General features: G+C 68.3%; 16 protein-coding genes. 13 read left to right on the top strand and 3 right to left on the bottom strand.

Features of this window, described 5'->3' with window-relative positions; all coding sequences use genetic code 11:
- Positions 1-64: 64 nt before the first annotated feature.
- The 7 genes from pgsA to IEY68_RS02960 all read left to right on the top strand — a co-directional run bounded on the left by pgsA (position 65) and on the right by IEY68_RS02960 (position 5,776).
- Positions 65-733 carry a phosphatidylinositol phosphate synthase gene (gene pgsA, locus IEY68_RS02990; RefSeq protein WP_062995923.1) on the top strand — a complete coding sequence of 223 codons (669 nt, stop codon included), beginning with the start codon at positions 65-67 and terminating at the stop codon, positions 731-733.
- Complete coding sequence (locus IEY68_RS02985) at positions 724-1,698, top strand: phosphatidylinositol mannoside acyltransferase (RefSeq protein ID WP_373292942.1); 975 nt, start codon at positions 724-726, stop codon at positions 1,696-1,698. The genes pgsA and IEY68_RS02985 overlap by 10 nt, the downstream gene beginning before the upstream one ends.
- Positions 1,698-2,822: a glycosyltransferase family 4 protein gene (locus IEY68_RS02980; protein ID WP_062995919.1), complete on the top strand. Its 1,125-nt coding sequence runs from the start codon at positions 1,698-1,700 to the stop codon at positions 2,820-2,822. Before IEY68_RS02985 ends, IEY68_RS02980 begins: the two co-directional genes overlap by 1 nt.
- Positions 2,822-3,871 carry an NUDIX hydrolase gene (locus tag IEY68_RS02975; protein WP_062996090.1) on the top strand — a complete coding sequence of 350 codons (1,050 nt, stop codon included), beginning with the start codon at positions 2,822-2,824 and terminating at the stop codon, positions 3,869-3,871. The genes IEY68_RS02980 and IEY68_RS02975 overlap by 1 nt, the downstream gene beginning before the upstream one ends.
- Positions 3,872-4,252: 381 nt before the next feature.
- On the top strand, positions 4,253-5,173 hold the full coding sequence (pdxS, locus tag IEY68_RS02970; protein ID WP_189093985.1) for a pyridoxal 5'-phosphate synthase lyase subunit PdxS: 921 nt from the start codon (positions 4,253-4,255) through the stop codon (positions 5,171-5,173).
- 117 nt (positions 5,174-5,290) lie between these two features.
- On the top strand, positions 5,291-5,587 hold the full coding sequence (locus IEY68_RS02965; protein WP_058853204.1) for an SDR family oxidoreductase: 297 nt from the start codon (positions 5,291-5,293) through the stop codon (positions 5,585-5,587).
- Positions 5,588-5,644: 57 nt separating this feature from the next.
- Positions 5,645-5,776 (top strand): SDR family oxidoreductase, encoded by a 132-nt coding sequence (locus IEY68_RS02960; protein ID WP_082681112.1) that lies wholly within the window; start codon positions 5,645-5,647, stop codon positions 5,774-5,776.
- A 156-nt stretch (positions 5,777-5,932) separates the two neighbouring features.
- On the opposite strand, the gene IEY68_RS02955 is transcribed toward IEY68_RS02960, so the two are convergent.
- A complete protein-coding gene (locus IEY68_RS02955) occupies positions 5,933-6,547 on the bottom strand; it encodes a nucleoside/nucleotide kinase family protein (RefSeq protein WP_058853203.1) in 615 nt (204 codons plus the stop codon).
- A 94-nt stretch (positions 6,548-6,641) separates the two neighbouring features.
- Between IEY68_RS02955 and IEY68_RS02950 the strand changes: the two genes are divergently transcribed.
- From IEY68_RS02950 to IEY68_RS02940, 3 genes are all read left to right on the top strand, one after another.
- Positions 6,642-7,460: an acyl-CoA thioesterase gene (locus IEY68_RS02950; RefSeq protein ID WP_058853202.1), complete on the top strand. Its 819-nt coding sequence runs from the start codon at positions 6,642-6,644 to the stop codon at positions 7,458-7,460.
- A 94-nt stretch (positions 7,461-7,554) separates the two neighbouring features.
- Positions 7,555-8,214 (top strand): pyridoxal 5'-phosphate synthase glutaminase subunit PdxT, encoded by a 660-nt coding sequence (gene pdxT / locus IEY68_RS02945; RefSeq protein ID WP_058853214.1) that lies wholly within the window; start codon positions 7,555-7,557, stop codon positions 8,212-8,214.
- A gap of 12 nt (positions 8,215-8,226) precedes the next feature.
- Entirely contained in the window at positions 8,227-8,982 is a 756-nt protein-coding gene (locus IEY68_RS02940; protein WP_062995917.1) for a YebC/PmpR family DNA-binding transcriptional regulator, read from the top strand.
- On the opposite strand, the gene IEY68_RS02935 is transcribed toward IEY68_RS02940, so the two are convergent.
- Together IEY68_RS02935 and IEY68_RS02930 are read right to left on the bottom strand one after the other, a co-directional pair.
- Positions 8,979-9,473, bottom strand: a complete 495-nt coding sequence (locus IEY68_RS02935; RefSeq protein ID WP_058853201.1) for an SRPBCC family protein — start codon at positions 9,471-9,473, stop codon at positions 8,979-8,981. The two genes, IEY68_RS02940 and IEY68_RS02935, sit on opposite strands and share 4 nt — an antisense overlap.
- Positions 9,470-9,871, bottom strand: a complete 402-nt coding sequence (locus IEY68_RS02930; RefSeq protein ID WP_062995915.1) for a metalloregulator ArsR/SmtB family transcription factor — start codon at positions 9,869-9,871, stop codon at positions 9,470-9,472. The genes IEY68_RS02935 and IEY68_RS02930 overlap by 4 nt, the downstream gene beginning before the upstream one ends.
- A gap of 119 nt (positions 9,872-9,990) precedes the next feature.
- On the opposite strand from IEY68_RS02930, the gene IEY68_RS02925 reads away from it, so the two are divergent.
- The 3 genes from IEY68_RS02925 (at position 9,991) to ruvA (ending at position 11,778) form a co-directional block, all read left to right on the top strand.
- Positions 9,991-10,515, top strand: a complete 525-nt coding sequence (locus IEY68_RS02925) for an O-acetyl-ADP-ribose deacetylase (protein WP_058853199.1) — start codon at positions 9,991-9,993, stop codon at positions 10,513-10,515.
- Between the two features lie 94 nt (positions 10,516-10,609).
- Positions 10,610-11,179, top strand: coding sequence for a crossover junction endodeoxyribonuclease RuvC (gene ruvC, locus IEY68_RS02920; protein WP_058853198.1), 570 nt, complete (start codon positions 10,610-10,612; stop codon positions 11,177-11,179).
- Entirely contained in the window at positions 11,176-11,778 is a 603-nt protein-coding gene (gene ruvA, locus IEY68_RS02915; RefSeq protein ID WP_058853197.1) for a Holliday junction branch migration protein RuvA, read from the top strand. Before ruvC ends, ruvA begins: the two co-directional genes overlap by 4 nt.
- Position 11,779 lies beyond the last annotated feature (1 nt).

Below are 11,779 nucleotides of genomic sequence, written 5' to 3'. Positions count from 1 at the left end.
CCGCTTCTTCTCGTTCGCCGGGATCGGCCCGGTGCGCGGATACCGCAGCGCAGAGGAGGGGTAGGTGCTGAGCATCTTCGGCCGGGCGACCTTCGCCAAGGCCACCGCCCCGCTGGGTAAGGCACTGGTCGGCACCGGTCTCACACCTGACGCCGTCACCCTGATCGGCACCGCCGCCTCGATCACCGCCGCCGTCACCCTGTTCCCCACCGGTCATCTGTTCTGGGGAACGATCCTCATCTGGCTGTTCGTCATGTTCGATATGCTCGACGGCGCCATGGCCCGGGCCCGGGGCGGTGGGACGCGCTACGGTGCGGTTCTCGACGCGACCTGCGACCGCGTCGCCGACGGTGCCATCTTCGGCTCGCTGGCCTGGTGGGCGGTCTACCACGAACAGAGCAGACCGCTGTTCGTCGCCACCCTGGTGGTACTGGTGACCTCCCAGGTCATCTCCTATGCCAAGGCCCGCGCCGAGGCCAGCGGCCTGTCCGCCGACGGCGGTCTGATCGAACGGCCGGACCGGCTGGTGATCGTGTTGGTGGGCACCGGATTGACCGGTATCGCCGGCTACTGGGGTATCGAATGGCTGACCTGGGCCGTGCACGTGGCGATGTGGATTCTGGCGGTACTGAGCATCGTGACGGTGGGGCAGCGAGTGCTGGCGGTGCGTAACTCGCCCGATGCCCGCGAAATCCTGGGTACGCCGAACAAGGGAACGGAGCAATCGTCGTGACGGGGTGGCGGGCCGGCGCGAGCGACCTCGGGTATGCCGCGAGCTGGCGACTGGTGCGCGCCCTCCCGGATGGGGTGGCGCGCACTCTGTTCGACCGGGTCGGCGATTTCGCGGCCCGGGAAGGGGGCCCGCTCCAGTTGCGGCGCAATCTGGCCCGGGTGGTCGGAATACCCGTGGAGGCTGTCTCCGACAGACTGGTCCGCGCGAGTATGCGTTCCTACGCCCGGTACTGGCGGGAGGCGTTCCGGCTGCCGACGATGGATCACGCCGATCTGGTGCGGTCGGGCCGAATCTCGGTGGTCGGCCGGGAACACCTGGACGCGGCCCTGCAGCGCGGGCGCGGTGTGGTGTTCGTACTACCGCATTCGGGCAACTGGGATATGGCCGGCACCTGGCTCGTACAGAACTACGGCACGTTCACCACGGTCGCCGAGAGGTTGGAACCGGAATCGCTGTTCGAACGGTTCGTCGCCTACCGGGAAAGCCTCGGATTCGAGGTGTTCCCGCTGACCGGGGGCGAGCAGCCGCCGTTCACCGCGTTGGCGAAGCGGTTGCGTGACAACAAGATCGTCTGTCTGATGGGGGAGCGCGACCTCACCGGTCGCGGTGTCCCGGTGACCTTCTTCGGTGAGCGCACCTGGATGCCGGCCGGGGCGGCCGCGCTCGCCGCGGAGACCGGTGCCGCGTTGATGCCGGTACACGTCTGGTTCACCGTCGACGAACAGGGCCGCGAAGGCTGGGTGGTGCGCACCCGGGAGCCGCTGGACGTCACCGGTGGAGTCGCGGCGGCGACCCAGGCCCTGGCGGATTGTTTCGCCGCCGGGATCGCCGAGCACCCGGCCGATTGGCATATGTTGCAGCCGCTGTGGGAAACGGATCTGTCCGAGGCCCGTCTGGACCGGATCCACACCGAACAGGCGCAGCGCGGTCTCCAGTCGATAGACGCCGGCGGAGATCGCGGCTGATGAGAATCGGCATGGTATGCCCCTACTCGTTCGACGTACCGGGTGGCGTACAGGCGCATGTGGTCGAACTGGCCCACGTCTTCCTGGAACGCGGGCACAAGGTGAGTGTGCTGGCGCCCGCCTCGGAGACGACCGAACTCCCCGATTTCGTGGTCTCGGCGGGCCGGGCGGTGGCGATTCCCTACAACGGTTCGGTGGCCCGGCTCTCCTTCGGACCGACGGCCTACACCCGGATCCGCCGGTGGATCGAGAGCAACGAGTTCGATGTCCTGCACATTCACGAACCCAATGCGCCCAGTTTGTCCATGCTGGCATTGAAGATCGCCGAGGGCCCGATCGTCGCCACCTTCCACACCTCCACCACCAAATCCTTGATACTGGCGACATTCCAGGGTGTACTCCGGCCCTATCACGAGAAGATCAGCGGCCGGATCGCGGTATCGGAGCTGGCTCGCCGCTGGCAGGTGGAGGCGCTCGGGTCCGACGCGGTGGAGATCCCGAACGGGGTCGCTGTGCAGGCCTTCGCCCGCGCGCCCCGGCTGCCCGGCTATCCGCGCCCGGGCGGCACCGTGCTGTTCCTCGGCCGTTACGACGAGCCCCGTAAGGGAATGGAGGTGCTGCTGGGGTCGCTGCCAACGCTGGTCGCCCGCCATCCGGATGTGGAGGTCCTGGTGGTCGGCCGTGGCGATGAGGACGGATTGCGCCGGGAAGCCGGGCCGCTGGCCCGGCACCTGCGCTTCCTCGGCCAGGTCTCCGATGCGGAGAAGGCCTCGGCCATGCGCAGCGCCGATGTCTACGTGGCGCCGAACCTGGGTGGGGAGAGCTTCGGGATCATCCTGATCGAGGCCATGGCCGCCGGTACCGCGGTGGTGGCCAGTGAACTGGACGCCTTCCGGCGGGTGCTGCGCGACGGTGCCGCCGGGCTGCTGGTCCCCATCGGCGATGCCACGGCCCTGGCCGATGCACTGGACACCGTGCTCACCGACGAGGTGCGACGCACCGATCTGGTGCGGACCGCGACGCAGGTGGTCGGCACCTACGACTGGCCGGTGGTGGCCGAACAGATCCTGCGGGTCTACGAGACCGTGGTGGTCGGCGATGTGCGGGTCCGGGTGGCCGGATGATCACTTTCTCCGCGACCACGGTTCTCGTTCTCGCGCTGATCGCCGCGCTGGTGGTGGCGCTGGGGGTGTGGGCCTATTCCACCGCCAACCGGCTGGACCGGCTGCACGTGCGTACCGACCTGGCCTGGCACGCGCTCGAGGCCGCCCTGGCCCGCCGGGCCGTGGTGGCCCGTGCGGTCGCGGTATCGCTGGCCGGACCGGGCGCCGGTCCGGCGGCCGACCGGGGCGAATCCGCCCGGCGGCTCACCGCGCTCGCCGACCGCGCCGAACGCACCGGTCGCGAAGACCGGGAAACCGTGGAGAACCAGTTGGCGGCGGCCCTGTCGGCCGTCGATATCACCCGGCTACCGACGCAGCAGGTCGCCGAGCTGGCCGACGCCGAAGCCCGGGTGCTGATCGCCCGCCGCTTCCACAACGACGCCGTCCGCGACACCCTCGCCCTGCGGACCCGGCGGCCGGTGCGCTGGCTGCACCTGGGCGGTACCGCGCCCGTGCCCACCTATTTCGAGATCGCCGAACGTGCCACGCCCGCGGCCTCGACCGGCCTGGTGGTGGACACCACGCGGGTATCGGCGCGGCTCGCGCTGCTCGACGAGCAGGACCGGATCCTGCTCATGCGCGGCCACGATCCGCTGGCACCGGAGGTGTCGTTCTGGTTCACCGTCGGCGGTGGTGTGGAGCCTGGGGAGAGTCTGCGGGAAGCCGCGGTGCGCGAACTGTACGAGGAGACCGGACTCACCGCGGATCCGGCCGCCCTGCGCGGCCCGATCTGGCGACGGGTCGCGGTGTTCCCGTTCAACGGTGATCTGATTCGCTCGGAGGAGCTGTTCTTCGCCCTGCGGGTACCGCGATTCGAACCCGCCGCGGCCGATCTGACCTATGTGGAGCAACGGTCCATCACCGGCAACCGATGGTGCGGTCCGGACGATATCCGGGCATACGTCGCCGCCGGTGAGATGGTCTATCCGTACCAGTTGGACGAACTGCTCGCGGAGGCGGCGGGAGCGGCCGACGCCGCGGTCGATCCGGAGGTCCGCTCCATCCGTTGAATGTGACCGGGCTCACTGGCGTGATAGGGTCGCAGACGGTTTGACGCACCGAGAATATGTCGATTCGGTGTGTGGAGGTGAGTACGTGTCCTACATCCTGTTCGATTACCTGTTGCCGATTCTGGGTCCCGGCGCCGCCGAATATTGGGCGAAGCTGCTTGTGGTCAACCCGATCTGATTCGGTTTCCAGCGCCCGCCGGGCCGGTGTCCCACCGGTCCGGCGGCGCCGTTTTCCGGTCCAGTAGCCGGAGGTCGCCGGATAAACGCAGGTGATGTCCAGTCCAGTGTGCGCCAACTGGCTATGAAGACGGTTTGTGGCTCCACCTAGAATCGTGGTGTTCATCGACCGATCCACACCTGGCAACAGACACAGGAGCTGCCGTGACCACGCCCGAGACCACCCAGACCCCCGACGCGACCCGCGAGGCCGGTACCGCCCGCGTGAAGCGCGGTATGGCCGAGATGCTCAAGGGCGGGGTGATCATGGACGTCGTCAACGCCGACCAAGCCAAGACCGCCGAAGATGCCGGCGCGGTCGCGGTGATGGCACTCGAGCGGGTCCCCGCCGATATCCGCGCCCAAGGCGGGGTATCCCGAATGAGCGATCCCGATATGATCGACGGGATCATCGAAGCGGTCTCCATCCCCGTGATGGCCAAGGCCCGGATCGGGCATTTCGTGGAGGCCCAGGTGCTGCAGAGCCTCGGCGTCGACTACATCGACGAATCCGAGGTGCTGACCCCCGCCGACTACGCCAACCACATCGACAAATGGAACTTCACGGTGCCGTTCGTCTGTGGCGCGACCAATCTCGGTGAGGCACTGCGCCGGATCACCGAGGGCGCGGCCATGATCCGCTCCAAGGGTGAGGCAGGCACGGGCGACGTCTCCAACGCCACCACGCATATGCGCAAGATCCGGCAGGAGATCACCCGGCTCGCCTCGCTGCCCACCGACGAACTCTTCGTCGCCGCCAAGGAACTGCAGGCGCCCTACGAGCTGGTCCGCGAGATCGCCGAGACCGGAAAACTGCCGGTCGTGCTGTTCACCGCCGGTGGTATCGCCACCCCGGCGGACGCGGCCATGATGATGCAGCTCGGCGCCGAGGGCGTTTTCGTGGGCTCGGGCATCTTCAAATCCGGTAACCCGGCGCAGCGCGCGAGTGCGATCGTCAAGGCGACCACCTTCTACGACGACCCCGACGTGCTGGCCAAGGTGTCGCGGGGCCTCGGCGAAGCGATGGTCGGTATCAATGTCGACGAGATCCCGCAGCCGCACCGGCTCGCCGAACGCGGTTGGTGATCGGCGCGCGGAACTCCGGCGCCGCGGTGCCGTTCTCATGTCCGGCTCGATCCGGCGCGCTCGATCCGGCATCCAGGTGTGGTCCCGGATCGAGGCGGGCCGGGTAGTCCGGCGCCGATGGAACTGCGGCAACACGCCGGCGCCGAGGTGGTGATCGCGGGCCGGTCCGCCGACCGGCCGGCGGCGGCGCCGGCCACGCTGACCGGAGGACCGGGAGCGGTGCGCACCCGGCAGGTCGACATCACGCGGGAAGCCGAAATAGAGAAATTGTTCGGCGACCTCGGCCGAGTCGATCACGCGGTCGTCACGGCCGCCGATGTGCGGGGAATGTATTCGCCGATCCGGTCTTTCGATCCGGCGGTGACCCGGTCCCTCGTCGATACGAAACTGTTCGGTCCGGCGCTGGTCGCCTAACACGCAGATTTCTGGGAACCGATCGGTGGTGGAGACCCGGTACAGCGGCACCGGGAAATGGCGGCGAAGCTACCGGTCGGCCGGATCGGACGTCCGGACGATATCGCGGCCGCTGTACTCGCCCTCATGCACAATCCGTTCGTCACCGGAACCGTACTGCACGCGGACGGTGGTCACCGCCTGGTCTGAGCGGTGTCTATCGGCGCCCTCGCTCAGAGGCCGACCGGTCGGCGGATACATGTGCGAGGGCGAGATGCCGGTTCGGGTTCTACGGGGCGCCGAGCGTCGAGGCCGCGCCGGCGGAGGTGCGCGTATCGGCACACTGTGGGTGAGTACGCCGCTCGGTCAGTTTGCGCCGACCCGCAGGGCCGGGTGGTCCGGATGATCCCAGCGCACGAAGAACGACGGTGTCGCGCTGTGCTCCCGGTCGTGAGTGAGAAGGCCCGGCACGGTCCAGGCATCCTCGTCCGGGGTGCCGCGGGTGAGCGCGGCCGCGCCGAGGTCGAGCCGGACGGTGAGGTCGAAGGGCAATCCGCGCCCCAACAGCATGGGACCCGCGACGAACAGCACCGTCGCGGGCAGTGCCGTGCGACGGCGGGCCCGTGCGGAACGGTCGGCGGCCTCGTCCCACAGCGCGGGCAGCCAGGTACCCGAGTCGTGAACCGAATCGAGGACTTCGCGATGTAGTGCCGAATAGTCGAACCAGCCGGTGCGATAGGAGGTCTCGTCGCGGCCGAACTCCATCCGCAGCGATGCCGGTCGCACGAAATCGTGCAGCGAGACCACTTCGGCCGGCCGGCCGTCGGCTCGGACCCGGTCGGCGGCACGGTGCGCGAACTCCAGGGGGTGCGCCGCGTCGGCGCCGTCGATACCGGCCACCCGGTGGCCGTCCAACGATCGCAGGCTCCGGGTCACCAGGTCGGCGAGTGCGTCGGGGGCGGTCGGGATGAAGCGTGGCACCCGACCATCACAGCAGGTCCGACCGGGCCGCCGGTGACGGGGATTACCCGCGACCGGGTCGTGGAAAATCGGACGGTCGGGATAATCTCAGCGGATGGCGACTATCGAAGAGGCACTGGAGATCGAACGCCTCGAGCGGGATATCTTCCGCGGCGCGTCCACCAAAACCCAGCTGCCGCGCACCTTCGGCGGACAGGTGGCGGGCCAGGCGCTGGTCGCGGCGGTCCGCACGGTGGAGCCGCGGTTCCAGGTACATTCGCTGCACGGTTATTTCCTGCGGCCCGGTAACCCCGAGGCGCCCACCGTCTACATGGTCGATCGGATCCGCGACGGTCGCTCCTTCTGCACCCGCCGGGTCACCGGAGTGCAGGACGGTGACGCGATATTCACCATGTCGGCTTCCTTCCACCTCGGCGACGAGGGGCCCTCGCATCAGGACGAGATGGCCCAGGTGGCGCCGCCGGACGATCTTTCCGATGCCAAGACCTCCATGGACCCGGAGCGGTTGTGGGCCATGCGGGAATGGGAGCACTGGGATATCCGCCCCGTACCGCAGGACCAGGTGACGCAGCGCCCCGGCGTCGTTTCCCCGCAACAGGTGTGGTTCCGCTATCGGCATCCGCTACCCGACGATCCGCTGTTCCACGTGTGCACGCTGGCCTATATGAGCGATATGACCCTGCTCGGCTCGTCCAAGGTCACCCACCCCGACGAGCCCACCCAGAACGCGTCGCTCGATCACGCGATGTGGTTCCTGCGCCCGTTCCGCACCGACGACTGGCTGCTCTACGACCAGTCGTCGCCGTCGGCCGGGTTCGGGCGCGCGCTGACCGGCGGCAAGATCTTCGATCGCGGCGGCCGCCTCGTCGCCGCCGTTGTCCAGGAGGGCCTGATCCGGAACCTGCGTTCGTAGCCCGGGGGCCGGTCGAGTCCGGGGTGACCCCGCGCACACCGTCCGGGCTCGTAAGCTCGCACGGGTGAACGAGTCTGCGGTTTCCCCGGAATCGGTGGCCGCACCGGATGCCGGTGCCGCACCCACCCAGCCCACCATCGGCGTGCTGGCCCTGCAGGGTGATGTCCGGGAACATATCGCCGTACTCGCCGAATGCGGTGCCCGCCCGGTTCTGGTCCGCCGGCCGGCCGAGCTGGCCGCGGTCGACGCGCTGGTACTGCCCGGCGGGGAATCGACAGCGATCAGCAAACTGCTCGAGATCTTCGAACTCCTCGAACCGCTGCGCGATCGGCTACACGACGGTATGCCCGCGTTCGGATCCTGCGCCGGGATGATCCTGCTGGCGAGCGAGGTACTCGATACCCGGCCCGACGCCCAGCACTTGAGTGGTATCGATATGACGGTGCGGCGCAATGCCTTCGGGCGTCAGGTCGATTCGTTCGAAACCGATATCGAGTTCGCGGGCCTGCCCGGCGGTCCGGTCCGGGCGGTGTTCATCCGCGCCCCGTGGGTCGAACGGGCCGGTGCGGGAGTCGAGGTGCTGGCCAGGGTGCCGGGTGGTCCGGCCGCCGGCCGGATCGTCGCCGTGCGGCAGGGCCGGGTCGTGGCCACGGCCTTCCATCCGGAAGTGACCGGTGATCACCGTGTGCACCGAATGTTCGTCGATCTGGTGCGTGGCGTAGCGTTATCGAGCGATACCGTGCCATCGACCTGAAGGAAGTAGGGAATGAGCGGCCACTCCAAATGGGCCACCACCAAGCACAAGAAGGCGGCGATCGATGCTAAGCGTGGCAAGCTCTTCGCCAAGCTGATCAAGAACATCGAGGTGGCGGCCCGGACCGGCGGTGGCGATCCGGAAGGCAACCCGACACTGTTCGATGCCATCCAGAAGGCCAAGAAGTCCTCGGTTCCCAACGACAATATCGAGCGGGCGCGTAAACGCGGCGGCGGCGAGGAAGCCGGCGGCGCCGACTGGCAGACCATCATGTACGAGGGTTACGGCCCCAACGGTGTCGCCGTCCTGATCGAATGTCTCACCGACAACCGCAACCGGGCCGCCGGTGAGGTGCGCGTGGCCATGACCCGCAACGGCGGGAACATGGCCGACCCGGGATCGGTTGCCTACCTGTTCCACCGCAAGGGCATCGTCACCTTGGAGAAGAACGGCCTCTCCGAGGACGATGTGCTGACGGCGGTCCTGGATGCCGGCGCCGAGGAGGTCAACGACCTCGGCGAATCGTTCGAGGTCATCAGCGAGCCCGGCGATCTGATCGAGGTCCGGAAGGCGTTGCAGTCCTCCGATATCGACTACGACTCCGCCGAATCCGGGTTCCAGCCGTCGGTGAGCGTCGCGGTCGACGCGGAGGGCGCCCGCAAGGTGTTCAAACTGGTCGACGCGCTGGAGGACAGCGACGATGTCCAGAACGTCTACACCAATATCGATATCTCCGACGAGGTACTCGCCGAACTGGACGCCGACTAGTCGGTGAGGTTCGTGTAGTAGTCCCGCAGGGCGGGATAGTAGTCGTCGAAATCGGGGCGTCGCGTGTCGGTACGCGACGCCCCGAGCGCGTCCAGGTAGTACTCCCAGCCGGGCCCGACCTCGGGGATCTGTGCCGTCGAATCCAGATGATGGATGAAGACCAGTTCGGTCTGCCCGTCCCGCTCGGTGAGTGTCACCTCCAGGTGCCAGCTGCCGTACTCGTCGACGGTGCGCAGGGCGAGGTGGCGGGGTGGTTCGCAGGTGTCGACGGTGTAATCGCTCCACGGCTGTCCTTCTTCGTAGGACATTCTCACCCGGATCGTCCGGCCTGGTCCCGCGTCGCCTTCCCAGGGCCCGAACCACCGTGCGGTGCGCTCGGATTCGGTGACACTGGCCCAAACGTCCTCGATGGGTGCGCGGTAGGTCCGGGTGAGGACCAGATCGTGTCCACCCGGGGTGGGTGCCAGGCGTCCGGTGGGGCGAATGCTCATGCGGTGTTCTCCTCGTTGTCGGAAAGTGCCGAGTCGCCGGAAGCCGGTGAGCCCGAATCCGGTCGGCTATCGGTGGACCGGCGTTCGCGCCGGGTCCGGTGGACTTCGGTGGCCAGCGCGTCCAGCCGGTGCTCCCAGGCGGCCGGTTCGTCCAGGGTGGCGAGCCAGGCGCGAAGACCGCGCAGTGGCGTGGTGTCCAGGGTGTAGTACCGCTGCCTGCCCACCAGCTCGTCGCGTACCAGGCCGCTGTCGCGCAGGACCCGCAGATGACGGCTGATCGCGGGCCGGCTGATCGGGAATCCCGCGGCGATGGCGCCCGCGGTGTGGCGGGTGCCGCGCAACATCTCCAGGATCTCCCGCCGTACCGGGTCGGCGATAGCCGCGGCCACTTCGTCCACCACAGAAGCGTAACCAAGTAGTTACGCATTTGTCCACAGGTCACGGCCCTCAGGTCTCGATCGGGAGAGCGCGGGCGTGCCGACGAGGAAGGGCCGGTGGACGGCGGCACAATGGCGATATGGTCGCTGTGACACTTGTGCACGGGGATATCACCGAGCAGCAGGTCGACGCGGTGGTGAACGCCGCCAATTCGGAACTGCTCGGCGGTGGCGGGGTGGACGGCGCCATTCATCGGCGCGGGGGGCCCGCGATCCTGGCCGAATGTCGGCAGCTACGGGAAACGGACTACCCGCGCGGGTTGCCCACGGGGCAAGCGGTGGCGACAACGGCGGGAGATCTACCGGCCCGTTGGGTCATCCATACGGTAGGGCCGGTGTGGTCGGCCCGGGGCGACCGGGCGGCGCAGCTCGCGCCGCTGCTGGCCTCCTGCTACCGCGAGTCGCTGCGGGTCGCGGACGAATTGGGTGCCCGCACGGTCGCCTTCCCGGCGATCTCCACCGGTGTCTACCGCTGGCCGATGGACGACGGCGCGCGGATCGCCGTCGATACCGTCCGCGCTACCGAGGCGCGGGTCGAGGAGGTGTTGTTCGTACTGCACGACGCGTCCGCGTACGACATCTTCGCAGCGCAACTGGCTCGCTGAGGACCCGGCGGCCGGAGTCCGTGTCACTGCCGCCGAGATATCCGGTCCTGCACTAGACTTCGAACAACTGTTCGTTCTGGGAAGGGATTCGTCGGTGCGGGTGATGGGCGTCGACCCCGGGCTCACCCGGTGTGGGGTGAGCATGGTGGAAGGGGGAGCGGGCCGCACTGTACGGGCGATCGCGGTGGATGTGGTCCGCACTCCGGCCGATATGGACCTGTCCCAGCGCCTACTGCGGATCTCCGATGCCGCCGAGGAGTGGATCCAGACTCACCGCCCGGAGGTCGTGGCGATCGAGCGAGTGTTCGCGCAGCACAATGTGCGCACCGCCATGGGTACCGCACAGGCGGGCGGGGTCATCGCACTGGCGGCCGCGCGCCGCGAGATCCCGGTGATGTTCCATACTCCCAGTGAGGTGAAGGCGGCCGTCACCGGCAGCGGCACCGCGGACAAGAAACAGGTGACCGCTATGGTCACCCGGATCCTCGGGCTCGCGGCACCGCCGAAACCGGCCGACGCCGCCGACGCACTGGCGCTCGCCATCTGTCACTGTTGGCGGGCGCCGCTGCTGGAACGAATGGCCCGGGCCGAGGCCCTGGCCGAGCGGGCCCGGCAGCAATACACACAACGACTGGAACAGCAGCGGAAGGCGGTGCGCGGGTGATCGCGTCCATTCGCGGCGAAGTCCTCGAACTCGCCCTCGATCATGTGGTGCTGGAGGCGGCGGGCGTCGGATATCAGCTCAACGCCACCCCCGCCACGCTGGCCGGGCTCATCCGCGGCGAGCAGGCCCGGCTCTGTACGGCGCTGATCGTGCGTGAGGATTCGATGACCCTCTACGGGTTCGCCGATACCGAGGCACGCGATCTGTTCGGCCTGCTGCAGACCGTGTCCGGGGTCGGGCCGCGATTGGCCATGGCGGTTCTGGCGGTGCTGGAACCCGAGGCGCTGCGCAAGGCTCTGGCGGCCGGGGATATCGCGGCGCTCACCCGGGTCCCGGGGATCGGTAAACGCGGTGCCGAACGGATGGTCGTCGAACTGCGGGACAAGGTGAACCTGGTCCCGGTACCGGCGGACAGCGCGACCACCGTCGTGCCGGTGCGCACACCGGTGCGCGATCAGGTGGTGGAAGCGCTCACCGGGCTCGGATTCCCCATCAAACAGGCCGAACCGACCGTCGACGCGGTTCTGGCCGAGAATCCCGACGCCGGGAATTCGGTCGCGCTGCGTGCCGCACTCGCGGTCCTGGGCAAGAACCGATAGG

The organism is Nocardia jinanensis (assembly GCF_014645735.1).
Taxonomy (GTDB): Bacteria; Actinomycetota; Actinomycetes; order Mycobacteriales; family Mycobacteriaceae; genus Nocardia; species Nocardia jinanensis.
The sequence above is the reverse complement of the archived record's forward strand: the minus strand, read 5'-3'. Positions and strand labels throughout refer to the sequence as shown.

Coding starts and splice junctions, on each gene's coding strand:
- IEY68_RS02965 (WP_058853204.1), top strand. CDS start 5,291: ATGGAACTGCGGCAACACGCCGGCGCCGAGGTGGTGATCGCGGGCCGG.
- IEY68_RS02925 (WP_058853199.1), top strand. CDS start 9,991: ATGGTCGCTGTGACACTTGTGCACGGGGATATCACCGAGCAGCAGGTC.
- IEY68_RS02940 (WP_062995917.1), top strand. CDS start 8,227: ATGAGCGGCCACTCCAAATGGGCCACCACCAAGCACAAGAAGGCGGCG.
- IEY68_RS02980 (WP_062995919.1), top strand. CDS start 1,698: ATGAGAATCGGCATGGTATGCCCCTACTCGTTCGACGTACCGGGTGGC.
- IEY68_RS02935 (WP_058853201.1), bottom strand. CDS start 9,473: ATGAGCATTCGCCCCACCGGACGCCTGGCACCCACCCCGGGTGGACAC.
- IEY68_RS02960 (WP_082681112.1), top strand. CDS start 5,645: ATGGCGGCGAAGCTACCGGTCGGCCGGATCGGACGTCCGGACGATATC.
- IEY68_RS02950 (WP_058853202.1), top strand. CDS start 6,642: ATGGCGACTATCGAAGAGGCACTGGAGATCGAACGCCTCGAGCGGGAT.